Genomic DNA, 21,564 nt, shown 5'->3' with positions numbered 1-21,564 from the left:
TAAGTTTTTGGTCAAGTAGGTCTATCGTATTATGGGGTGTCTGGGAATATTGTAGTGGTACAGGGAGTCCTAATTAGCAGTCAAGTGGGTTTGTAAAGGCTGTATGGATAACTTGAGAAATAAGACTGATTCAATCTAGCATATAGCAAGCATGGTGGTATAAAGCATCCTTGCTGTATGCTAGATTTACAAAACTTCCACCAATGTCCAAGCAATCTTCATGGCTTCTACAGTACGCCAATTGGCATCCATGTGGATGAAATAAGGAGCGATGTCACCTTTTTTGAGTACGACATATTGGCGATAGTCTGTCAGTCTGCCATCAGAAGCGATATTGTGGTGTCTAAATTGCTTACGATTGTAGTCATATTCATCCAAATAAATATAACGCCCATCTTGTTGGCATACCTCCCCAGTGTTCAAGGTGGTGATTTCACCCGTAGCCGTCTTAATGGGCTCAGCCGTGATATCAGAGGTTGTCTGCTGCGGGAATGTGCGCCATAGCTCAGGATTATCAAAGCGTCTTAGCCATAGGTCGGTAAAGTAGGCGTTAAAGGTTTGGCGACCAACACCGCCATCATACTGATTCATTCTTGTCAAAGAACCATATCGCCCGTTTCGCATCGGGCGGCAGATATCATTGATGTCAAGATAGCTTTGGGGAATGGGCTTGTCAATAGGTAGTAACTGTGGCACTTCATCAGCAATCAACAGCACACCATTATCATAAATCTTATGCGCCACAGATTTGGCAGTTATCTGTTCCAATAACTTATCCCTACCTCCGATACGCTGTGCCAAATCATCGCTAATATAAGTCCACCAATCAATGCTGCGGATACCATGGTGCATGACAACCGCATCCCATGTATCAATAATATTAATGCCAAAAAACTGTTTGGCTTGATTTAATAAATCTATACTATACTGCTCTTCATAGCCTATCGCCGAACCCAAACCCATATAAGCAAAGTACGGGTTTAGCTTATGAATACAATAATTAAATAGATTAACAATCATCACCTGTTTATCAGGATTGAAGAAATCTGCCCTATCCACCCGAAATCTAAGCTGACTAATATCCTCCAATTTCCAATCTCTCTCGGTCATACAAAACAATTCATAAGGTACCGCCTCCTCCATGAGCTGATGACTGCCTGCCGACACAAACCACTCAATGATATCATCAGGGTCTTTACGCTCTTGCAGGATTTCATTGAAACTAGGTAGCTTGTCAAACGGCTTTTCTTTCCACCTGCGATTTTTGGGGTTAAATCCCCAAGTAATGTGCTCTCCAAATAGTGCCATATATTGGTCAATGCAGTCTCGTAACTGCTCACGCACTTCGGGCAAGTGCCCATCTCGAAAAAATAGACAGGCGGTTAGATGTACATCATTAACGGTGACTTCCTTATCATTGATAACATCATAATAATGAAAGTCCTCTTTGTACTCATTCATCTCTTCGAGTGTTTTCATGGAGTCTCCTGTTTGGCTTGTTATTAGTGCGAACTTGCATAGCCAAGACCAACCCCCAACACCGCAAGACCTGTTGCAGGCGTACCTACAATGGATGCAATAATAGCTACCGTCACAACGGTAGCACCAAAAGCAATTGTGGCAATTGTGGGTTTATTTATAAATTGTGCCAATGGCATATTTTGATTATAAGGATTCTTTACATTAACATAGTTAGGGGTTAAAAACAATGAATTAAAGTCCGCCCGTGATTTAATGGCTGTAATATATGTTTCATATGGCTGAGTCCTAGGATCTTTTCTGTACACATTGCAATGACAGTCTCTTTCTTTCAGCTCTCTGAATTGATTTGGGCCCGCAATTCTTTCATAGGCTTCTTTCTGTTCTTTAGTCAGCCTATTGTAACGGTCAACTAATTTGTAGCAGTACACCAATCCCGCAGCCCTCAATAAGTGGTACAATACCATCAAAATGAGGATAAACCATGAGACCACCAAGACGAAGCTTTGGTGCAGAGTTTAAATTAGAAGCAGTAAAATTAGCCACAGACAAAGGCTACAGCGATTTTAATATCTCTTAAGAGCAAAAATACCAAGCAATCAAGACATTAAAATCGCATGGCATCAAAGCATGACTGCAAGCAAAAGGTATCACGGTTGGCTTGTATTTAGTGCGTAAGCTCATGAAGCAGCAAGGCTTAATTTAGCAAACAACCGCAAAAATGGCGTTATCAAGACAAAGACCGCCAAATATTTGATAATATTCTGGCATGACAGTTTAGTCCCAAGCCTCATATAACGGTGCTTTGTGGTGATACAACTTATCTGAAGGTTTGTCAGGTATAGTGATTTGGAAAAGAGCCAAACTCTTCTTGGCAGACTTTTTGGGCGATGTACAAGGTCGCCAAGCGGTGCTGACCAATCAATGTTGGGTGCCTACAATAAATTATATGCACGGTGTCAAAAAAGAAGATTTATAATAGGTTTTATGAAGATATGAAAAAAGATGAAAATCTGTATGATGTTGGTCAAAAAAGATGCTCAAGGCAACTATATCAGTGGTCGTATGGCATTTATTGGTAGGATTGCTAAAGATTACCATAAAGCTATGGATAAATACTCTTTTGCGGTTGAGGCGTACTTAGAGTAATTGGCTAAAGAAAATATTGTGCGTGGCGTATGAAAAAATGGGTTAAGTATTCTTTAATAAGCCTAGGTGTCATCATCTTGGCAGTGATTATCTTTATTGGTTATTTATGGATGTGGTTGCAAGATGTGAATGAGGCAGCCAAGGCGTATGAAGAAAGGAGAGAATACATGCTTAAAAATCCCCCTGTATATAACAAAAACGAAAAAGGCGAGTATCGCATGGTGGTGAGACTTGGCGAGTCACCAGAGTTATTAGACCAAAGAAATCCCAATCTATTTGCAAGTGAAGGTGTTGTTGCGGATTTGGGTTCTAATCGCCCTGTATTGCCCTTTGCCGAAATTCCCAAGATTCATCTTGAGATGTTGGATGAGAACTACGAACGCGTATTTGACTTGGTAGGATTTAAAGATATTGTCATTTATGGAGGTGCTGAGTGGATAGGTGTGAGTGATATGCGCATTCACTTATTTAGAATACAAACTTGCGAGTTTTGGGAGAAGCCTTGTACGCCTGAGATGGTCTCAAAAATGCGCTATGAACAGTATTGGCAAATCGTGGGCATGCTCAAAAAATATGGTTGGAAGCCTTATGTACCAATGGTGGGATATAAAGATGAACCATATGGTTATGCAAGGGTATTTGGTGAAGAGTCGTGGACAGTGGATCTGCAAGCTCATCTTGATAGGGGGCGAGCCATTAATGAGAGCGACTTTGAATATATACTTCCACCTTATATTGTTTATCCAGACGGCTATTATGTGGATACATATGATAAATGGCAAAAATATGCCTTTGATAGAGATTTGCTGATATTTTTTTATAAAAACAACCTATTGCTACAATTGAGTATTGGTAACGCAACTACAACCATTGATATTGTAACCAATACCGACAGCTTTTTTTATCGTTATGATGAATTTACCCGCACCGAAAAATGGAAAGAATACCTAGCCGCCGACATCCCCAAATGGCAAGCTAAGCGCAAAGAAGCTGAAGATATCCTACGAGCCAAAGGCTATACCATTGATGAAAGCTATGTGGATGCGCCTTTACCCAAAGAGTTTTTGGAGTGGCAACAAGCCAAGCAATCAAATTCAAAATAGTGTTGAGATGGATGGTGTGCATTGCCATCATCACCATATCGAATGGCTTGTTACTTATTGCGTGCTATAGGATGTGTTATGACTGATATAATTAAGATAGAATTAGGATGTTTGTGATGATACCTTATTATCCATTATCACCAGAAATGGCTCATATTGTTCATTTTATCTTTGAATGGGCAGGAGTGATGATTGGGGTGCAATATTATCGAATGTTAAAAAAACGCCATGTTCCCCATCAACAAGGAATGTTTGAACGCAAAACCTTTGCGGTGTTAATTGGTTGTATTTTAGGGGCAGGCATTGGCAACAAGCTATTGTTTGTGGTGGAGAATCCCTTGGTATGGCAACAGTTCGGTTGGGTGTCTTTGATTTTTGGGCAGACCATTGTCGGTGGTATGTTAGGCGGTTTGATTGGTGTTGAAATCGCCAAAAAAATCGTCGGTGTGCGAGAATCTACAGGGGATTTATTTGTTTTGCCATTGGCAGTTGGGTTGTGCGTTGGGCGAGTAGGGTGTTATTTGGCAGGACTACATGATGGGACATTTGGCGTAGCGACAACTTTGCCGTGGGGCGTTGATTTTGGTGATGGGGTGATTCGACATCCAACGCAATTATATGACATTGTAGCAGTATTGGTTTTTGTTATCATATTGCAGCGTTATAGACAGCGTTTGATGGTCGTTGCTGGTTTGAGTTTTAAATTATTTCTAGCCAGTTATTTGGCGTGGCGATTTTATATTGACGGATTAAAGCCTGTACCGTATGCTTATGCATATGGTTGGTCAGGGATTCAATGGGTGTGCTTGATTGCATTAATGCTATATCTGCCTATTGTTTTGCGAGATTTAAAATGCCTAATGGTGCATCACCGAGGATAAAATTATGACTGATGTAAAGACACCACAACAAGAGCCTGATGAGGATACTCAAAGTAATGAGGCCAAATTGGCAAAATCCGAAGGGCTGTGGTCGGGGATATTTTTGGGTATATTACTGACACTGATGGTCGGCGGTGGGATATGTTGGGGAATATTGAGCAATATTGGCGGCTCACAGGGTAATGCTGTCGATATCGAAGAGATGCCCAATGATGATGGTCAAAGTCTTGATTTATTAAAACAAATTCAAGACAAAGCCAAAAATGATGCCACCGCAGGCAAAGAAAAATGGATGTATTCCCATGTGCTACAAACTGCGTGGATGAGAAATAAATTGGCACTCAAATTAACCGCTCACGAAATCGAACAGCAGTCCACTGAGTATTTTGAGCAAGCAGTGGCATTAAAACAGCCCAATGCCTTGCATGAACAGGCCAAGGTGTTAGTTCTTAATTCCCTAGAGCCAATCGACCAAAATTTTGTTTCATTTCAAGAGTCCAAAATTCGCCTTTCGGCACAAACAGAACAGGGATTTGATCTATTGGCACAATCCTATAATCAGCAGTGTAATTTTATCAATACTGAAAATGCTGGATGGGATACTTGGTTAGCATTTATTCAAAATGATCCATCGGTGGGGTATTCGGATTTGGATACTGGGTATCAAGAAATGCTATCCAATCCAAATCTACAAAGCAATCAAGCTGCATTTTTTAAATTATTGGCAATTCATGCTTATGAGACGGCGCATTGTTCTTCAGAAGGTGATACAAAAAAAGCCATCTTGGAGCGCATCATTCATGTCGAGAACTATCCTTATTTGCATTTGGTGTATGATTATGTCGTCGCCAAACAGCTAGAACTACAGGATTTGCAATATTTGCTAGAGCGCAAAATCCCAGAAAATCAACAACAGCAATTTGAGCAGGATGTAAAGCTCCTAGAAGAGCAGTATCAGCACTATTTTGCCAACGCCAGTCAAAAGAGTGTGGTGCATGATGAGGCCGCAGCTGCTGGTCCAGACCCATCCTATCTCTTATTATTTAAATAAGGAAGTGCCATGTCCCGCAAAAACCGACCATATCATTTTTATGATACCACGACTTCGGTGTGTAGCCAGTGTTTATATCCCGTTGAAGCCAAAATTATCTTTAAAAACAATCAAGTTTATATGGATAAATGGTGTCCAGTACATGGTAATGAACGTGTCTTAATCATGGACGATGCAGACTATTATCGCAACTGCCGAGAAGTGTACGTCAAGCCGCCTGAGATGCCAGAGCGATTTGCAACAACCATGCACTATGGTTGCCCTTATGATTGCGGACTTTGCCCTGACCATATGCAACACTCTTGCTTGTCGATTGTGGAAATTACCGATGTCTGTAACTTAGATTGTCCTGTGTGTTTTGCGGATAGTGGATTAAGCCGAGAACAAAAATTTCCGCACCTTGCCTACCGCCATAAAGATTTAGAGACTGTCAAACGAATGTTAGATACTGTGGTCAAATCAGAAGGCGAGCCAGATGTTGTGCAATTTTCAGGCGGAGAACCAACCTTACACCCACAACTTTTTGAGATTTTAGATTACGCCAAAACCTTACCAATTCGCCATTTAATGATTAATACCAATGGCATTCGTCTCGCCAAAGAGCCTGAATTTGTTGCAAAATTAGCAGAATATGCCCACAGCACCAAAGGACAAGGCTTAGAAATTTATTTACAATTTGATTCTTTACATGATGAACATATCCACATTTTGCGTGGAGCAAATTTGGCTAAAATTCATGAGCAAGCCTTAGCCGAATTAGAAAAATACAATCTATCTACAACATTAGTGGCAACCATTAAAAAAGGCGTGAATGATGGTGAATTAGGCAATATTATCCGTCATGCTAGCCAATACCGTTGTGTGCGTGGTGTCAGCATTCAACCACTATCAGAAGCGGGACGAGTTGGCTTAGATGAACAATTATTGGACGATAAAAAACAACGTTTAACCATTTCAGAAATCCGCCGAAAAATTGCACAGCAATCTGATATTTTTAGTTTGGATGATATTGTACCAGTTCCTTGTAATCCTGATACTTTGGCAATGGGCTATGGCTTTAAAACGCCAAAAGATGATGGTACAGGCTATGACATCACCCCATTAACACGCTACATCACCCCTGATGTGATTATGCAAGGTGGAGCAAATACCATTTTATTTGAACAACAGCCCGAAATGCACGCCAACGCTAAGGGGCAGCTGATTAAGGTGCTAAGTACCAACCATTCTCCAGAATCACAAGCAAATTGTTTAAGTGAATTGCTGTGCTGTTTACCCAAAATTCAAGCACCACATTTAAGCTATGAAAATGTATTTCGTATTTTAGTGGTGCAGTTTATGGATATTGATAATTTAGATATTCGCTCGCTAAAAAAATCATGTATCCATTTTGCCCAAGAAAATGGACAAATGATTCCATTTGAAAGTTATAATTTATTTTATCGTGATGATAAAGCAAAAAAACTGGCAGAAATACGAACTCATTTGGAGCAGAGCTTTAGGGTGAGAAAAGGGCGGATTATTTAGTTATGTTAATGTCATGGATTACCCTTAAAACCCTTTTATTCACAATGTACCGGTACACTATTGGTAACTTATGTCAGCGTGCCACAAATCAACCCACAAACCAATCAATTCTACCGAACCGTCTATCAAGGTTAAACAAGGAGAAATATCATGAAAACCAAAACAATACTTATTTTATCAATCCTCCTATCATCCCTAACCCTTACCGCCTGTGATCCATTCAAAGGCTTAAGAGACTATGGACAAGAATCAGGGGCAAATGGGAAGTGTACCGGTACAATATTCCCAGACACCCCATAAGAGGTTATACTACCCCAAACTAGGAGTAATCTCTCATGACAAAACAGCGTAAGCAGTACAGCACTGAGTTTAAACTAGAAATGGTCAAACTCATTGAAGAGCAAAATCAGCGTGTTGTTGATGTTGCTAGGCAATATGATATCGGTAAATCTACTTTAGAAAACTGGCTTAAACGTTATCGTCTTGAACTTCAAGGCAAGCCATTAGCCACAGGTCATGCTCTAACACCAGAACAACGAGAGCTTGAACGACTTCGTAAAGAAAATGCCCAGCTAAGACTTGAGCGAGATATTTTAAAAAAGGCATCCGCTCTATTAGCTCAAGACAGCTTACTATCCCGCTAATAGAGCAATTGATGGGGCAATACAGCATCAGTAAAGCAAAGCTGTGTCAGCTATTTGGTATTTGCCGAAGTACTTATTATGTCAAGCAAAAACCAAAACTGCCAACACGTAAAGAGATTAATCTGCGCCTATGGGTAAAACAAGCGTTTGATTGCTCTAAAGGATCGGCAGGCTCTAGAAGTATTGCTGCTATGGTTAGTCGTGCTCATCAGATTAAACTAACACGCTATAAAGCGCGTCAATTAATGAGAGCACAAGGACTCATCAGTCGCCAAAGCATCAAGCATCGCTATCGCTTAGCTGATCAAGCACATACAGCGCATGACAACTTGCTAAAACGGCAGTTTGCACCAGCTGCACCCAATCAAGTATGGGTATCGGATGTGACGTATATTCACACCAAAGCAGGATTTTGTTATTTGGCTGTGGTGATGGATTTATATGCCAGACACATCATTGGCTTTGCCATGAGTGATCATCCAAACAGTGAGCTGACCACCAAAGCATTAACCATGGCTTATACCATACGCTTTCAGCCAACCGGTGTGTTATTTCATTCAGATCAAGGATCTCATTACACCAGTCGCGCCTTTGCTGATGCCGTTGCTAGATGTAAGATGACACACAGTATGAGTAGAAAGGGCAACTGCTGGGATAATGCACCAACAGAGCGTTTCTTTCGAAGTTTTAAATATGAGTGGATGCCAAAACATGGCTATGAGAATATCCAAGAAGCAAAAGTAGACGTGGCAAATTATATCCTTGGCTATTACAGTCAACTCAGACCCCACAGCTTTAATAACTACCTAAGCCCTGTCGAAAAAGAACGACAGTTTTTTAACAAAACCCTCTTAGGGGTTGTTTGAAAATAGTTGACCGGTACAAACATCTTCAGTATTGGAAAATCAAAGAAGAAGAAAACCCCACCTGCAAAGACGCTCGTGGTCGTAAACGTCCATGTGTCTAATGATGAAATAAGTGGCGTGAAGCAGTAAGTTTCACGCCATTTTGACACTACCCCAAACTCGCTGTCAAACTCATGTTTGAAATTATGAAAGATATTGGTATTAATCGTAATTATGATTTTAGTAAATATGACATAAACACTTTTGATGGTGATATAATGCTACAAGGACTTTCCAAAGACCTAATTGATAAAGCTTGGAATAAATACCAAGACTACAAAACCAACAAAACCCAATACTTTGTCAATGAAAACATCATCAATGGCAATCAACAGGGTATGACCTGCTATGTGAGTATCCAAGATGCTCAAAAAAGTAAAATCCTATTTCATGACTATCTACACTGGTGTAGTAGCATGGACAGAAAGTTTTTAAGTCTGATTGGTACACAAGTGAGTGTCCCCCAAATCAATCCACAATCCAATCAATTTTATAGAACTGTTTATCAAGGTTAAACAAGGAGAAATACCATGAGAGCCAAAACACTACTTACCTTAACCCTACTTTTAACATCATCCCTAACTCTTACCGCCTGCAATCCCTTAAAGGGTTATGGTCAAGAGGCAGGGGCAGGTGGAAGTAAACGTAGTGGACTTCAAAATGCTCGAGGGGATGATGTATGGGGTTGTCAGGGTGAGCAAATATCAGGTTTGGGTTTTTTAGATAAGTATGGTTTACCCCGTGAAATCGGCGGTAACTTTATCTGTGATGGCGATACCCCCAAACTCCCCAAAGACTGTCAAGGTCGTGAAATCCGTAGTGAGGCGGAATTTATTGCTTTTTGGCAAAGACATCAGTTTCCTATTGGATTGCCTTATTATGATTGTGTTAATGGGGTTCCTAAAGTAAAAGCAGAACATCTTCAGTATTGGAAAATCAAAGAAGCCTCTAACCCCACCTGCAAAGATTCTCGTGGTCGTAAACGTCCGTGTGTCTAGATGAATTGTACCGGTACAATATTCCCAGACACCCCATAAGAGGTTATACTACCCCAAACTAGGAGTAATCTCTCATGACAAAACAGCGTAAGCAGTACAGCACTGAGTTTAAACTAGAAATGGTCAAACTCATTGAAGAGCAAAATCAGCGTGTTGTTGATGTTGCTAGGCAATATGATATCGGTAAATCTACTTTAGAAAACTGGCTTAAACGTTATCGTCTTGAACTTCAAGGCAAGCCATTAGCCACAGGTCATGCTCTAACACCAGAACAACGAGAGCTTGAACGACTTCGTAAAGAAAATGCCCAGCTAAGACTTGAGCGAGATATTTTAAAAAAGGCATCCGCTCTATTAGCTCAAGACAGCTTACTATCCCGCTAATAGAGCAATTGATGGGGCAATACAGCATCAGTAAAGCAAAGCTGTGTCAGCTATTTGGTATTTGCCGAAGTACTTATTATGTCAAGCAAAAACCAAAACTGCCAACACGTAAAGAGATTAATCTGCGCCTATGGGTAAAACAAGCGTTTGATTGCTCTAAAGGATCGGCAGGCTCTAGAAGTATTGCTGCTATGGTTAGTCGTGCTCATCAGATTAAACTAACACGCTATAAAGCGCGTCAATTAATGAGAGCACAAGGACTCATCAGTCGCCAAAGCATCAAGCATCGCTATCGCTTAGCTGATCAAGCACATACAGCGCATGACAACTTGCTAAAACGGCAGTTTGCACCAGCTGCACCCAATCAAGTATGGGTATCGGATGTGACGTATATTCACACCAAAGCAGGATTTTGTTATTTGGCTGTGGTGATGGATTTATATGCCAGACACATCATTGGCTTTGCCATGAGTGATCATCCAAACAGTGAGCTGACCACCAAAGCATTAACCATGGCTTATACCATACGCTTTCAGCCAACCGGTGTGTTATTTCATTCAGATCAAGGATCTCATTACACCAGTCGCGCCTTTGCTGATGCCGTTGCTAGATGTAAGATGACACACAGTATGAGTAGAAAGGGCAACTGCTGGGATAATGCACCAACAGAGCGTTTCTTTCGAAGTTTTAAATATGAGTGGATGCCAAAACATGGCTATGAGAATATCCAAGAAGCAAAAGTAGACGTGGCAAATTATATCCTTGGCTATTACAGTCAACTCAGACCCCACAGCTTTAATAACTACCTAAGCCCTGTCGAAAAAGAACGACAGTTTTTTAACAAAACCCTCTTAGGGGTTGTTTGAAAATAGTTGACCGGTACAAATAATCAGTAGTTTGAATAAATAATCATGCTACTTTATGAAAACTTATGGGTCAAAAGCTGAGGGTTACCTCCGCCAAATCGCCAACAAAAACATAGATAGCTAAGAGGTAGTCATCAATGAAAATAAAATACAGATACTTTGCCCTTGTACCTTTGTTGCTACTGCCTTTATTATTTATCAATGCACAAGCCAAATGCACACCCATTAAAAGTGAGACGACCATGAACGCTCAAACATCCCCCAATGAACAAAAACAAGCCATCATTCAAATGAAAAAAGAAGGCTGTGATTTGTATTACAAAAATCCCAAGTTTTTTGATGCCACGCAGTCAGGTTATGGATTTAGCTTTATCAGGCCCACCGTACCATTCTCTGAAATTTATGACACCAACATCATCATCCTAGATGAAACGGGGCAATATGCATTTCATTGGCAGGGGTTTACGGATCTTTTTTTGGTTGATGAAGGAGGTGAATTAAACATATTATATTTTGATGGCAGCCTACCAAAAAGAAAGTTTGGCGTGGTCAATGATTATTGGGATAGAGAACTGGCATACCAAGAACTCTATAACAAGGCAAACTATAGCACTGATGAAGTAGAAAAAGCAGAAGCTCAAAAGCAAATTGATAAAATTAATCAAGAAAAAAACCGACATCTATACGACCAATATGCCGAGCTACTAAAAAGAGTTAAATTATATGGATGGAAACCCTATGTGTCTTTTGGAGAGCGGGCAGGAGGTCCAACAGATGAAAATGGCAATTACTATACTTTTGCTCATCCCCGAGTAATTGCCAAAGATGCTTGGGAAATAGAACGTGCTCAGCAACTAGCTTTAATGAATGGCGACAATCTAGCAGACGAAATTTCAGTATCACTAGATGGCTACTATATCGACAGTTTTGACAAATGGCAACGCTATGTCAATGTTAGGGAAGACAATAATCCTGGTATTTATGTGCAATTTTACAAGGATAATTTGCTGTTAACCCTTAATGTGGATAATATTACACCAAGTATTGAGATAAAAACCAACACAGCTCACTATTTTTACTTATACGACGAAGAAACCCGCATCAAAAAATGGAAAGAATACCTAGCCACCGACATCCCCAAATGGCAAGCTGAGCGCAAAGAAGCTGAAGATATCCTGCGAGCCAAAGGCTATACCATTGATGAAAGCTATGTTGATGCCCCACTGCCCAAAGAGTTTTTGGAGTGGCAACAAGCCAAGCAATCAAATTCAAAATAATCTTAATAAAGATTCATCGGTCTTGGTTGTTGTTGATGTCTTAACCTTGAATATATTTTTTGATGGCACAGGCAACAACCTGTATAATGTGAAAGCAGGTGTCAGGGTTAATGATGACGCTGGATAACAATGGCAAACCGAATAGGAGATTTTTTAATGGTTAAACCTTATATTAATATTATATTTATCTTAATAGCGAGTGCATTTCTTGTATCATGCTCCATCCCAGAAGGGTGGTATTATTGATAAATAAAAATGAACCAAGTTGGTTTGAGCCTAGACATCTATCAGCCCGTTTTTTTGGCATAAAGCATGGTCTGATAGATGTTAGATTATGAGTGTCAAAAAAATAAGCAATAATTCGATATAGGATACGAAATTTGACGTCTAAGCTTTATTCTGTTCTTATCTATATTATTGTAGGTATAAGTCTGGTATCCTGTTCAAAGTTGAGGGCGGTGGTTATTACCCTTATGACTACGGTTTCCCATATTATTTAACCGAACCAAATGCAAAAGATTTATCAAATCCTTTGTTTGTTATTTATAATCCTGGTTTCAAAATCCCAGTAGAATAACTTGGATAAATCAATCAAAATGTACTCACCGCTAAGCTTTTGGGATTTTGCGGGTGTGGCATAGTGGCCAATGATGGCCGTACAATGATGAGGGTAAAAGCTGATGTTAAAACATTATTTAATTGCCATTACCACAGCGACTATTTTGTGTATTGGCGGTTTTTTTGTATGGTTTTTTTATCCCTTAATAGAGAGGGGTATTATACAGATGATGGATACAACTCCACCCACACCCCAAACCGTCACCCTGCATTTTGGTCATCAAGGTATACGAGATTTTTATACTTATACGCATGGTGAGAGTGATGATTATCCTGAGATTATGAGTTTTTATGAATTACATTGGGATTTGAATAACACAGGAGTTATCAATCTTAACCACTTTGGCTCAACTACGACCATTTCTAATGTCATCTGGGCAATGGGTACTAAAAACAGCAGACACACCCATGGCATCGGTGGTCTTGATGTGCATGCAGACCTTAGTTGTAAGATAAACTACCGTTGTTTACAGTATTAAGGTAAAATACTGCAAATGAACATTCATAAAAATACACGATTGCTTCCCTACCAACGGGAAGCCATTTGGACTGCTTATCACAAGAACAGGCAGTCAGTTACTTCACTAGCATTGGAGTACAAAGTATCAAGACCTACCATTTACAAAGTCTTAAAACTTGCTCGTGTTAAGCTACTCAAGCCCCAAGCCAGTACCAACAATCGCTTTAAACAAGCCAAATATGGTATTAAACGCCTTGCTAAAGTTGAACAATCCATACAGGATAAGCTCAAAAAGCAAGCCAAGCGATACAATAAGTCCTATCCTGGTGAGATGGTGCATGTGGACACCAAACGCCTGCCCTTGCTCAAAGGACAAAATGCCAACAGTCCTAGAGAATATCTATTTGTTGCCATAGATGACTATTCTCGCGAATTGTATGCTGACATCATGCCGGATAAAACAGCCTTTAGTGCAACACAGTTTCTTGTAGAACAAGTGATAGAGCCATGCCCCTACAAAATTGATGTGATTTATTCTGACAATGGCACAGAATATAAAGGCACAAAAGACCATGAATTTTCTCAAGCCTGCTATCAAAACAACATCAATCAAAAATTTACCAAAGTAGGTAGGCCACAAACCAACGGCAAAGCTGAAAGGGTCATACGAACATTAATGGAGCTTTGGCATGATAAACATGAATTTGTCAGCAGTGAGCATAGAAAGCAAGAATTAACCAGATTTCTTAATTTCTACAACACTGTTAGACCGCACTCATCTTTAAGTAAGAAAGATGAGACTACTGGCAAGACTTTAACTTTTACTCCTTATGAGTGGTTAGAGTTTTATTTTAAGCAAAGTGTAAATAACGCTTGAGTTTCTTACACCTTAGTAAAACAAAGTTTGCCACTGCTGAACAAGCCTATCAAGACTATGTAGCACTTATCACTGCTTTTAAACAGGCAGGGTGGCAACAGTATTTTAGACCTTGGAATGCTAGAATTGCCAAAGAGGATAATGTTAAAATCTTAACTTATGATAACCCTGATGATGTACCTGATGATAGATATGTGTTTAATACAAGATTTTCATCGGATAGCTTAACACCCCTAACCTTTGAGGAGTGGCAATATATGATTGCCAAGCAAGAAAAAGATGGCTATGGTTTTGTATTTAACTCAAATCTTTATCTTCGTGATATTGTTGTTTGGATAAAGATTAGCCCATTTGAAACCAAGCCAAATCCCATCTCTGGTCAGCCTGACCTTAAATATTATCAAGTACGTTATGAATTTAACACTGCCAAATATGATTTCTATCGTAGCATTAGGGGTGAAACAATTGAAGAGTTAAAACAAGAGTATGATGATGAGTATGAAACAGACAAAAGAGTCCGCCAAGACGAAGAAGATACAGCCATCCGTGCAGGCTTTCGTATTGACGAATCCTACCAAGACCCTGATATGTGGCAGTATATTATAGAGCCTGCTTATTAGCTTGAATATACAATCCAAGTGCAAAAAGATGATTGAAAACTCTTTAAATCTACTCTTTGCTAAGTGGAATGGTGGGTTGAGTTATGTATGGTTGATGAACAATGCCAAAATCTGAAAAAGGCAGATTTTATTGGATGGGTGTCGCTATCCTGTCAATAGTCGCAGAGGTGGCATTGCTTTATCATTATGGATAGGCATAGTTGATACAGGCAACCCTTGGGATCATAAGTGGCAACTAGTGAAAGATGATAGATTTAATAAAAACAGCAAAATTACGGTACATAGACCAACGCAAAGAGGTATACCTTCCGAAAGCCATTATCATAAATATAAAGATTATGACTATTTCTATGATGTGTGGTCAAATATTCATTATGGATACTTAGGACTAAGTGTTGGATTTTCTGAAAAAGTCTTACTCTCAGGTTCTTGGGTGCAACAAGTCGGGAGTGATATTAAACCTGCATTCAAAGAAAAAAGACTTCCTAGGGCGGATACCTTGGATGATCATACCTATACTATGCGAATTAATACAGGATTTAGCAGTGAGAAAATTTCTATTTATCAAGATTTGGAGGGGAATGATTTGTAAGGAGGGCGTGAAAAAGGATAAAATGCTTACAAAGGTAAGGTTATAGGATGTTTATGGAAGAGACTAAGCAAAGCAACCTTAATTTAAACAAATTTGGTAGATTAATAGGGCTTGTCCTAATATTAGGACTATTGACTGGTATGTCTATTTATAAGAGGCATCAGACGATTGGTAAGGCAGAATATAGCGTCGGTGTCAATACCATTCGCGGCAATGATGTACAAACTAATTTCAATTCGCACTTGATTGGTAAGGATGGTCAGCCAATTTTTTGGTTTAATTATATTGGTTCTTCTGGTGGCTCAGGTGTGGTCGATGCTTCTATTGGCTTGGACAGTATGCAACGCACGGAAGGCACATGGGAGATTCCTGCAGGTTTTAAGTTGATGTGGCTATCCATGTACGAAGGGCAAGGACAGGGTCAGTTTTTTGAGTTGGAAGGATGGCTGCCTTATACTGAAATTAAGGAGTCGTTTGACGAAAAAATTTTTAAACTATTTTATAATAGTGAACATCGTGCTCTCTCCAATGACCGTAACTACGAACATTTAGTCTTTCTCATTGCTCCCAAAGGCAAAGTCTATGTTTATGTCTCAGGCTACGAAGCTAAGCTACTTGGTGTTTATCAAGGCAAGCCTATTGATTATGACTGGTGGCAGTGGAAATTGGATACTGCTACCAATAAGGAAGAATACCAAGCATTAAAACAAGGCGAGCACAGCTACAAAACCATAGGAGGTACACATATTGATATTGACGACAGGGAAGCCTTCATTCAAGCATTTCGCAGACCAGAAGATTTTGAGATAATGAAGCAAATGCCTCTCTACTACCACGAAGGTTTTTTTAATCCTGTGCAATGGACTTTTAAGATTTCAGGACGTAATGCCAAATTGCTTGCATACGAATCTCAAATGCTCAACGGCGAGGTTCGGATTGTTCACAAGCCCAAAGAACAAACCACCCCTCTGCATGCTATTCCTGTAACACTAATGATTGATTTTTTAGTTGAGGATCAGGCGTATCGTTATTTTATAAATCTATCTGGAAATGAATCTAGCTTGGGTGGCAAGCACTCCACCGAGCTTTACCAATTCTGGCAAGATAACTTTGACACCAGTCAACCTGTTGAGATAGAGGTGGAGCTGTTTGCTGATGACACACTCAATGTGTGGTATAAGCAAGGCGATAAAAAACTGTTGTCTGAAGTAGTGGATGTTACAGAAGTTGACAGATAATAAGAGTTGAGTCTAGGAGATTATCATGGCACATGATCAGTCAGGCGGTACAGGAGCAAGCCCTGCCAAAAAAAGCAACACGCACCCCTATAGGTGTCGCACCAACTAGCAAGCCCGCCAATACTCGTACTGTACCAGCCAACTATTTTCAAACAACCCCCCGAGAGGGTTTTGTTAAAAAACTGTCGTTCTTTTTCAACAGGGCTTAGGTTGTACTGGTACAGCTCTATTTTTATCCCATTGACCAACCCCCTATATTTATGATAATTTAATTCATTAGTGCAATTTGTCAACATACGCTTGCATCTTTGTTTATTGTTGTTTGTTTGTCTGCCTGATCCAGTTTGGTTTTTCCATCAAGACACCTGCCACCGAAATCCACATGGAACTATTGGCAAAAGGTCAATCCATCAACGATGAAGATCATGAGCAAAACCACACCCCCACCTTTCATTGGACGGACGCAGAAATTGATAAATCCATCAACGGTCGTGTTGCCAATGCCAACAAACCAAAAGCTCAAGCCAAGCCCAAACAGACTAAAAAAGCAAAATAATCCATTAACACCAACCTAGGAGCATCTTATGCCAAACACCTTTATCCAAAAACGCCGTCAGAAGTTTATGACCAAAGCGTATTATGAAAAGATTAAACCTTATTGGGATGATTTTATTGAGTATATGTCAACAGACAATAACTATTATGAGAATGAATTTAATTTTTTAGCAGTAGACTTACAGCCAGACTGGATAATGTTATTTAATGCCTATTACGAACAACTCCTACTTGCCTATACCGCAGGTGATGACATCAACACCCTTATCCCTTATCTATACAAATGTATCGAATGCAAAGAGCATGAAGCGGCTGCCATTGCCAAGCATCATTATAAGGAGGGTAGTCTACCAAGTGTTTTAGGTTCTAATTCTGACAAAGTCCTACAATTTATCAGCCTAGCTTATTTGTTAGATTGCCGTGATTTATTGCCTAAAATTAAGCTGTTGGCAGAAGGTCAAAACCAAGATGTCTTTGATGCCACCGATGCAATGACTGACCGTTTATTTAGACTTAGTGGTCTTGTGCAAGAAGTGCGAGCTGGCAATGTGGACGGCGGTTTATACAACAACCCTTGGTATACAATTATCTGCGACTGCCTAGATGATTTGTATCATCACAAAGGCAATACCCAAAAAATCAAAGACACCATCATTGATGAACTTAGACAAAATCTAGAAGAATGGTACGAATACCACAATGATAAGCTGTGGCATAATAGCCACCTTAGAATGGAAGATGAATATGGCTACTTTGGCTATTGGGACTTTATCCCAGCTTGCCTTGTTTATCTATTTGATCTAGACGACACGCCTTTGCAAAAATTCATTCATTATCCCAAAGATCTGGTTGCATGGGCAAGACAACACCATCCCAAGCCTATTATATCATCGCCTCATCTTAAATATGACACCGCAAATATTCTACAAGAAAACCAGTCTGCCACTGTCTCAGGCTGTACCACTACAATATTCCTAGACGCCCCATAAGCGGTTATACTACCCCAAACCAGGAGTAATCTCTCATGACAAAACAGCGTAAGCAGTGCAGCACTGAGTTTAAACTAGAAATGGTCAAGCTTATAGAAGAACAAAATGTACAAATCAATCTTTAAATTTTTTATGATTTTATCCATCATTTTTCTTGGAGGCTTATATGTTTGGTATAGTCACAATCAAGAAGTTGAGATTTATAGAGCTCAATACCTTGAAGAGATATTCCCTGGCTCAAAATCTCACAAAACCTTTATTATAAAGTCCAATTACTTTAACAAACCAAGTTGTTCATATCTAGAAAACTGGGCAAAAACTCATATCAAAATAGATTCGGGTAATGATGATGAAAATTATACCTTTTTAAAATATTCTGAAAATATCACCACCAAAAATAAATACCTAAACAAAGAATATGATGCCATTATTGGCGGCTATCGGATATGTGAAATGTCCACTACAGAGTATGTTTGTTTTATATGTCATGATGAAATTTAAGGTCTAATAGATATTTTTCATGATAAAATTAGACTTTGCCCCTAATGAACATACCATCCAACTCACAAGCCCCAAAGAGTTTAGAGTCAAAGCTGCAGGGTCAGAACTACTCATCAACAACCAAGGCATCTTCCTCACCACCCCAAACACCTTTCAAGTTAAGAGTAATGAGAAGGTGATGGAAGGAGGGGAGAGGGTTTTGGCAGAACTACCGTCATTTCCAACTTCTGGTATATATAGCAGACGATTTGACTTTAGCCAATTATTTGATTTAGAAGAGTTAAAGAGAGGGGTTAAATACAAGCTGATTAATCACTCGAAAAATACCAGTATGACAGGATTTTTAGATGAATTAGGTAGAACAACCAGGGTATTTGGCAACGATCAAGACGAAATAGAAGCAGTTATTATAGGTCATGATAATAGCGATGAGTTGATTATGTACGAAGTTCAAGATAATTTCAGTGTTTCAGATTCGGATGAGTCTATTTGTTGCGCATGCGAAACCGAAGATATGAAATTAAATTCAATGGACAACAACCTAAATATTGAAGATAATCTAGAGGAGGATTATCATGATTTTGGCAGTTAGATTTTTGTTGACATTTACTTTGCTTTTATTTGTATGCACTAGTAATGCTAATACTGGTTATTCCCTGGAAACAAATTTAGGTAAAGATATTATTTATCGCGAGATAGTAAATGAAAGCATTTGTGGTGATCAAATTAGACTTAAATCGCAACAAAGAATTTTAAAAAGACATAACTTAATTAATAATGAAAAATCAAGCAATAAATATGCATGGCTGTCAAGCCCTTATGATTGCACACTTGTATCTATAAAAAACCAAGATTTTTACATTTATCATATTTATGATAAAAACACGCCGACATATGTTTTTATTTTACTAAATAAGACAAACAAGGAATATTTATTGGCTGTCGTAGATAGAGATTATACTCAAGATATTTCGAATGGCAGGGTTGGTTATATGGGAACACTTGTTACCAATAAAAAAGTGGTGCAAGTATTGCAAAACTACATCGCCAATCAAACATACGGAGGAGTCAATCAATGAGTTTTGTAAAACCAGTTAAAGGCAATACCTATCCTGATAACAGAAAAGGGTTTTTGTACGCTCTTTCAAGACGAGAGTCTAGTTCAGACTTAAATCTTCCCGATTATCATACAGTTAATCTTAAGCCACAAAGAGTCCATAGTCAAGGTCATAGAGAATATATATGAGAATTTTTAATGATATTACCGCCCAGGTGATAACAGACAATGAAAAAAATCAAAAACTATTTATATTATTGAATAATAAGCCACTAAACATCATTGTTGATGGATGTTTTTTAAATGCTGTGGTGGAAGTAGATATAAATAAATTTATTGGGGCTGTAGTAGATAAGGTCTAAATCCCACACCATTTTCTCAATATTTTAAGCTGATTAGATGGTGTACTGTAGTTAAATCTAAACTCACATTCTTTGATAAAAAGATGGAAGTTTTTCTTGTCAATGCCATTGTATTTTCTAAGTACTCGTTTAGCTTGAGACCAGAAATTTTCAATGCCGTTGATGTGGTTGTGGTCTTTGACAAACTCTTTGGAATGATTGATGCGAAAGTGTTTAAACTCACTCACATCAAGAGCATTATAGCTTCTGTAACTATCTGTGTAAACGATGCTATCTGGCTTGATTTTGCTTGAGATGATAGGCATTAAGGTGCTTTGCTTGGTATCTTTTACCACAACAGTATAAACCTTGCCATTACGCTTCAAAAGACCAAATACAGCTGTTTTACCACCAGCGCCACGACCTCGCTTACCTTTGCGAATGCCACCGAAGTAGCTTTCATCAAGCTCTACTTCACCATCAAACAAAGTGTGAGCTTCAAGGTTGAGATTATATTCTATCACAAGTCTGATTTTGCGGTAAAATAAAGCTGCTGAATTGTGCTGAATGCCAAGCAAATCACTTGCTGTTCTAGCAGTAACTTGTGCAACAAAAAATTCAAGCAGTTTTATTTGAACTTTTTTACTTAATTTACAACGAGTTATCTTCATGTTTGTAGTATAGCATAAGTGCTAATCTACTACAGCCCCAATTTATTTTATTTGTAACTTATGATTGTCCTTTTGAAGAAACATTAAGTGTTTATCTAATTGATACAATGAATGCATTAGTTCTTGATAGTTTGTGGATGGGTTTAATGTATGAAACAGATATTTTTTTGGGTGTAAAAATTGAGAATGACAATATTATATTCAAATTTATTAGTAATAAATTGTGGTGCTTAACATATTTAAAGCATGGATTTTTTAGTATTTCTTATTTCTTAGAAGAATTGAGAAATCCTATTGTTCATAGAAAATTATCTATCAAATATCACCTAAAAATAAAACATATCTAAATTACAATATAGAATATAGGAAATAAATGCAGCTACCTCTGGGGTGTTTAGGGTGAAGAGTAATGAGAAGGTGATGATGGGAGGGGAGAGGGTGGAGATGATCATACCTAAGCTTAAAAATTTATTTGTTGGTCAATATATCATTGCATCTAGCCGAACCAATCAACCATTGGCGAATTATCCATATCAAATCAATGTCAGCAATGGCAAAAAGATTCAAGGTAGAACAAATGCACGTGGCGAAACCATGATAGTAACCACAGCCAATGCTGAAAGTTTGGAATTGGTTAATAAGCGATCTAAGCCAATTAAAACCCGTTCACTCTATGTGGCGGGCGGGAGCTGTATGGATTTGTTTTTTGAATACATTGATGATGAATGAATTGTAATTTGTTATAATTACAATTTGATCAATTCCTAATATATTATCAAACC

Annotated in this window: 27 protein-coding genes; 24 read left to right on the top strand and 3 right to left on the bottom strand. The window is 38.8% G+C overall.

All coding sequences use genetic code 11. The features are described from left to right. Positions 1-186: 186 nt before the first annotated feature. Positions 187-1,479: a type VI immunity family protein gene (locus NKU06_RS10185; RefSeq protein WP_254730720.1), complete on the bottom strand. Its 1,293-nt coding sequence runs from the start codon at positions 1,477-1,479 to the stop codon at positions 187-189. A 23-nt stretch (positions 1,480-1,502) separates the two neighbouring features. After that, positions 1,503-1,910, bottom strand: coding sequence for a hypothetical protein (locus NKU06_RS10180; RefSeq protein ID WP_254730717.1), 408 nt, complete (start codon positions 1,908-1,910; stop codon positions 1,503-1,505). Positions 1,911-2,484: 574 nt separating this feature from the next. Here NKU06_RS10180 and NKU06_RS10175 point away from each other — a divergent pair. The 23 genes from NKU06_RS10175 (at position 2,485) to NKU06_RS10065 (ending at position 20,132) form a co-directional block, all read left to right on the top strand. Further along, complete coding sequence (locus NKU06_RS10175) at positions 2,485-2,628, top strand: hypothetical protein (protein WP_254769556.1); 144 nt, start codon at positions 2,485-2,487, stop codon at positions 2,626-2,628. Between the two features lie 29 nt (positions 2,629-2,657). Then, complete coding sequence (locus NKU06_RS10170; protein WP_254769555.1) at positions 2,658-3,731, top strand: hypothetical protein; 1,074 nt, start codon at positions 2,658-2,660, stop codon at positions 3,729-3,731. A 116-nt stretch (positions 3,732-3,847) separates the two neighbouring features. After that, positions 3,848-4,612: a prolipoprotein diacylglyceryl transferase gene (locus tag NKU06_RS10165; protein ID WP_254732057.1), complete on the top strand. Its 765-nt coding sequence runs from the start codon at positions 3,848-3,850 to the stop codon at positions 4,610-4,612. Between the two features lie 4 nt (positions 4,613-4,616). Next, a complete protein-coding gene (locus tag NKU06_RS10160) occupies positions 4,617-5,663 on the top strand; it encodes a hypothetical protein (RefSeq protein WP_254730710.1) in 1,047 nt (348 codons plus the stop codon). A 9-nt stretch (positions 5,664-5,672) separates the two neighbouring features. Then, on the top strand, positions 5,673-7,190 hold the full coding sequence (locus NKU06_RS10155) for a radical SAM protein (protein WP_254730707.1): 1,518 nt from the start codon (positions 5,673-5,675) through the stop codon (positions 7,188-7,190). 335 nt (positions 7,191-7,525) lie between these two features. Beyond that, the gene (locus NKU06_RS10150) at positions 7,526-7,834 is read left to right on the top strand and encodes a transposase (RefSeq protein ID WP_254729037.1); all 309 of its coding nucleotides are present in this window, start codon (positions 7,526-7,528) and stop codon (positions 7,832-7,834) included. Continuing rightward, positions 7,795-8,700, top strand: coding sequence for an IS3 family transposase (locus NKU06_RS10145; protein WP_371928036.1), 906 nt, complete (start codon positions 7,795-7,797; stop codon positions 8,698-8,700). Before NKU06_RS10150 ends, NKU06_RS10145 begins: the two co-directional genes overlap by 40 nt. A gap of 185 nt (positions 8,701-8,885) precedes the next feature. Continuing rightward, a complete protein-coding gene (locus NKU06_RS10140) occupies positions 8,886-9,254 on the top strand; it encodes a hypothetical protein (protein WP_254730704.1) in 369 nt (122 codons plus the stop codon). Positions 9,255-9,269: 15 nt separating this feature from the next. Continuing rightward, the gene (locus NKU06_RS10135) at positions 9,270-9,737 is read left to right on the top strand and encodes a hypothetical protein (RefSeq protein ID WP_254730701.1); all 468 of its coding nucleotides are present in this window, start codon (positions 9,270-9,272) and stop codon (positions 9,735-9,737) included. Between the two features lie 74 nt (positions 9,738-9,811). Next, positions 9,812-10,120 carry a transposase gene (locus NKU06_RS10130; RefSeq protein ID WP_254729037.1) on the top strand — a complete coding sequence of 103 codons (309 nt, stop codon included), beginning with the start codon at positions 9,812-9,814 and terminating at the stop codon, positions 10,118-10,120. Beyond that, positions 10,081-10,986 carry an IS3 family transposase gene (locus NKU06_RS10125; protein WP_371928036.1) on the top strand — a complete coding sequence of 302 codons (906 nt, stop codon included), beginning with the start codon at positions 10,081-10,083 and terminating at the stop codon, positions 10,984-10,986. Before NKU06_RS10130 ends, NKU06_RS10125 begins: the two co-directional genes overlap by 40 nt. 242 nt (positions 10,987-11,228) lie before the next feature. Beyond that, positions 11,229-12,263, top strand: coding sequence for a hypothetical protein (locus tag NKU06_RS10120; protein WP_254730698.1), 1,035 nt, complete (start codon positions 11,229-11,231; stop codon positions 12,261-12,263). Positions 12,264-13,048: 785 nt separating this feature from the next. Further along, positions 13,049-13,360, top strand: a complete 312-nt coding sequence (locus tag NKU06_RS10115; RefSeq protein WP_254730694.1) for a hypothetical protein — start codon at positions 13,049-13,051, stop codon at positions 13,358-13,360. A 15-nt stretch (positions 13,361-13,375) separates the two neighbouring features. After that, entirely contained in the window at positions 13,376-14,218 is an 843-nt protein-coding gene (locus NKU06_RS10110) for an integrase core domain-containing protein (RefSeq protein WP_254729032.1), read from the top strand. Beyond that, positions 14,215-14,838: a hypothetical protein gene (locus tag NKU06_RS10105; RefSeq protein WP_254730691.1), complete on the top strand. Its 624-nt coding sequence runs from the start codon at positions 14,215-14,217 to the stop codon at positions 14,836-14,838. Before NKU06_RS10110 ends, NKU06_RS10105 begins: the two co-directional genes overlap by 4 nt. 238 nt (positions 14,839-15,076) lie before the next feature. After that, positions 15,077-15,430: a polymorphic toxin type 44 domain-containing protein gene (locus NKU06_RS10100; protein WP_254730688.1), complete on the top strand. Its 354-nt coding sequence runs from the start codon at positions 15,077-15,079 to the stop codon at positions 15,428-15,430. Positions 15,431-15,483: 53 nt separating this feature from the next. Beyond that, the gene (locus NKU06_RS10095) at positions 15,484-16,668 is read left to right on the top strand and encodes a hypothetical protein (RefSeq protein ID WP_254730685.1); all 1,185 of its coding nucleotides are present in this window, start codon (positions 15,484-15,486) and stop codon (positions 16,666-16,668) included. A gap of 382 nt (positions 16,669-17,050) precedes the next feature. Then, on the top strand, positions 17,051-17,224 hold the full coding sequence (locus NKU06_RS10090; protein WP_254730682.1) for a hypothetical protein: 174 nt from the start codon (positions 17,051-17,053) through the stop codon (positions 17,222-17,224). A 28-nt stretch (positions 17,225-17,252) separates the two neighbouring features. Continuing rightward, on the top strand, positions 17,253-18,212 hold the full coding sequence (locus NKU06_RS10085) for a PoNe immunity protein domain-containing protein (RefSeq protein ID WP_254730679.1): 960 nt from the start codon (positions 17,253-17,255) through the stop codon (positions 18,210-18,212). Positions 18,213-18,317: 105 nt separating this feature from the next. Continuing rightward, positions 18,318-18,713, top strand: a complete 396-nt coding sequence (locus NKU06_RS10080) for a hypothetical protein (protein ID WP_254730676.1) — start codon at positions 18,318-18,320, stop codon at positions 18,711-18,713. 19 nt (positions 18,714-18,732) lie between these two features. Then, entirely contained in the window at positions 18,733-19,305 is a 573-nt protein-coding gene (locus NKU06_RS10075; RefSeq protein WP_254730673.1) for a DUF2345 domain-containing protein, read from the top strand. After that, positions 19,289-19,792, top strand: a complete 504-nt coding sequence (locus tag NKU06_RS10070; RefSeq protein WP_254730670.1) for a hypothetical protein — start codon at positions 19,289-19,291, stop codon at positions 19,790-19,792. Before NKU06_RS10075 ends, NKU06_RS10070 begins: the two co-directional genes overlap by 17 nt. A 163-nt stretch (positions 19,793-19,955) precedes the next feature. Beyond that, positions 19,956-20,132 (top strand): hypothetical protein, encoded by a 177-nt coding sequence (locus NKU06_RS10065; RefSeq protein WP_254730667.1) that lies wholly within the window; start codon positions 19,956-19,958, stop codon positions 20,130-20,132. On the opposite strand, the gene NKU06_RS10060 is transcribed toward NKU06_RS10065, so the two are convergent. Then, complete coding sequence (locus NKU06_RS10060) at positions 20,129-20,782, bottom strand: IS1595 family transposase (RefSeq protein ID WP_254728721.1); 654 nt, start codon at positions 20,780-20,782, stop codon at positions 20,129-20,131. The two genes, NKU06_RS10065 and NKU06_RS10060, sit on opposite strands and share 4 nt — an antisense overlap. Positions 20,783-21,181: 399 nt before the next feature. Between NKU06_RS10060 and NKU06_RS10055 the strand changes: the two genes are divergently transcribed. Beyond that, entirely contained in the window at positions 21,182-21,511 is a 330-nt protein-coding gene (locus NKU06_RS10055; protein ID WP_254730664.1) for a hypothetical protein, read from the top strand. Positions 21,512-21,564 lie beyond the last annotated feature (53 nt).

The organism is Moraxella sp. FZLJ2109 (assembly GCF_024296965.1).
Classification (GTDB): Bacteria; Pseudomonadota; Gammaproteobacteria; order Pseudomonadales; family Moraxellaceae; genus Moraxella.
Note: the sequence above shows the minus strand (reverse complement) of the source record. Positions and strands in the feature narration are given on the sequence as shown.

Excerpts from the sequence above, each read along its gene's own strand:
- NKU06_RS10185 (WP_254730720.1), bottom strand. The coding sequence starts at position 1,479 with ATGAAAACACTCGAAGAGATGAATGAGTACAAAGAGGACTTTCATTAT.
- NKU06_RS10175 (WP_254769556.1), top strand. The coding sequence starts at position 2,485 with ATGAAAATCTGTATGATGTTGGTCAAAAAAGATGCTCAAGGCAACTAT.
- NKU06_RS10170 (WP_254769555.1), top strand. The coding sequence starts at position 2,658 with ATGAAAAAATGGGTTAAGTATTCTTTAATAAGCCTAGGTGTCATCATC.
- NKU06_RS10165 (WP_254732057.1), top strand. The coding sequence starts at position 3,848 with ATGATACCTTATTATCCATTATCACCAGAAATGGCTCATATTGTTCAT.
- NKU06_RS10160 (WP_254730710.1), top strand. The coding sequence starts at position 4,617 with ATGACTGATGTAAAGACACCACAACAAGAGCCTGATGAGGATACTCAA.
- NKU06_RS10155 (WP_254730707.1), top strand. The coding sequence starts at position 5,673 with ATGTCCCGCAAAAACCGACCATATCATTTTTATGATACCACGACTTCG.
- NKU06_RS10150 (WP_254729037.1), top strand. The coding sequence starts at position 7,526 with ATGACAAAACAGCGTAAGCAGTACAGCACTGAGTTTAAACTAGAAATG.
- NKU06_RS10140 (WP_254730704.1), top strand. The coding sequence starts at position 8,886 with ATGAAAGATATTGGTATTAATCGTAATTATGATTTTAGTAAATATGAC.
- NKU06_RS10135 (WP_254730701.1), top strand. The coding sequence starts at position 9,270 with ATGAGAGCCAAAACACTACTTACCTTAACCCTACTTTTAACATCATCC.
- NKU06_RS10130 (WP_254729037.1), top strand. The coding sequence starts at position 9,812 with ATGACAAAACAGCGTAAGCAGTACAGCACTGAGTTTAAACTAGAAATG.
- NKU06_RS10120 (WP_254730698.1), top strand. The coding sequence starts at position 11,229 with ATGAACGCTCAAACATCCCCCAATGAACAAAAACAAGCCATCATTCAA.
- NKU06_RS10115 (WP_254730694.1), top strand. The coding sequence starts at position 13,049 with ATGATGGATACAACTCCACCCACACCCCAAACCGTCACCCTGCATTTT.
- NKU06_RS10110 (WP_254729032.1), top strand. The coding sequence starts at position 13,376 with ATGAACATTCATAAAAATACACGATTGCTTCCCTACCAACGGGAAGCC.
- NKU06_RS10095 (WP_254730685.1), top strand. The coding sequence starts at position 15,484 with ATGGAAGAGACTAAGCAAAGCAACCTTAATTTAAACAAATTTGGTAGA.
- NKU06_RS10090 (WP_254730682.1), top strand. The coding sequence starts at position 17,051 with ATGGAACTATTGGCAAAAGGTCAATCCATCAACGATGAAGATCATGAG.
- NKU06_RS10085 (WP_254730679.1), top strand. The coding sequence starts at position 17,253 with ATGCCAAACACCTTTATCCAAAAACGCCGTCAGAAGTTTATGACCAAA.
- NKU06_RS10080 (WP_254730676.1), top strand. The coding sequence starts at position 18,318 with ATGTACAAATCAATCTTTAAATTTTTTATGATTTTATCCATCATTTTT.
- NKU06_RS10075 (WP_254730673.1), top strand. The coding sequence starts at position 18,733 with ATGATAAAATTAGACTTTGCCCCTAATGAACATACCATCCAACTCACA.
- NKU06_RS10070 (WP_254730670.1), top strand. The coding sequence starts at position 19,289 with ATGATTTTGGCAGTTAGATTTTTGTTGACATTTACTTTGCTTTTATTT.
- NKU06_RS10065 (WP_254730667.1), top strand. The coding sequence starts at position 19,956 with ATGAGAATTTTTAATGATATTACCGCCCAGGTGATAACAGACAATGAA.
- NKU06_RS10060 (WP_254728721.1), bottom strand. The coding sequence starts at position 20,782 with ATGAAGATAACTCGTTGTAAATTAAGTAAAAAAGTTCAAATAAAACTG.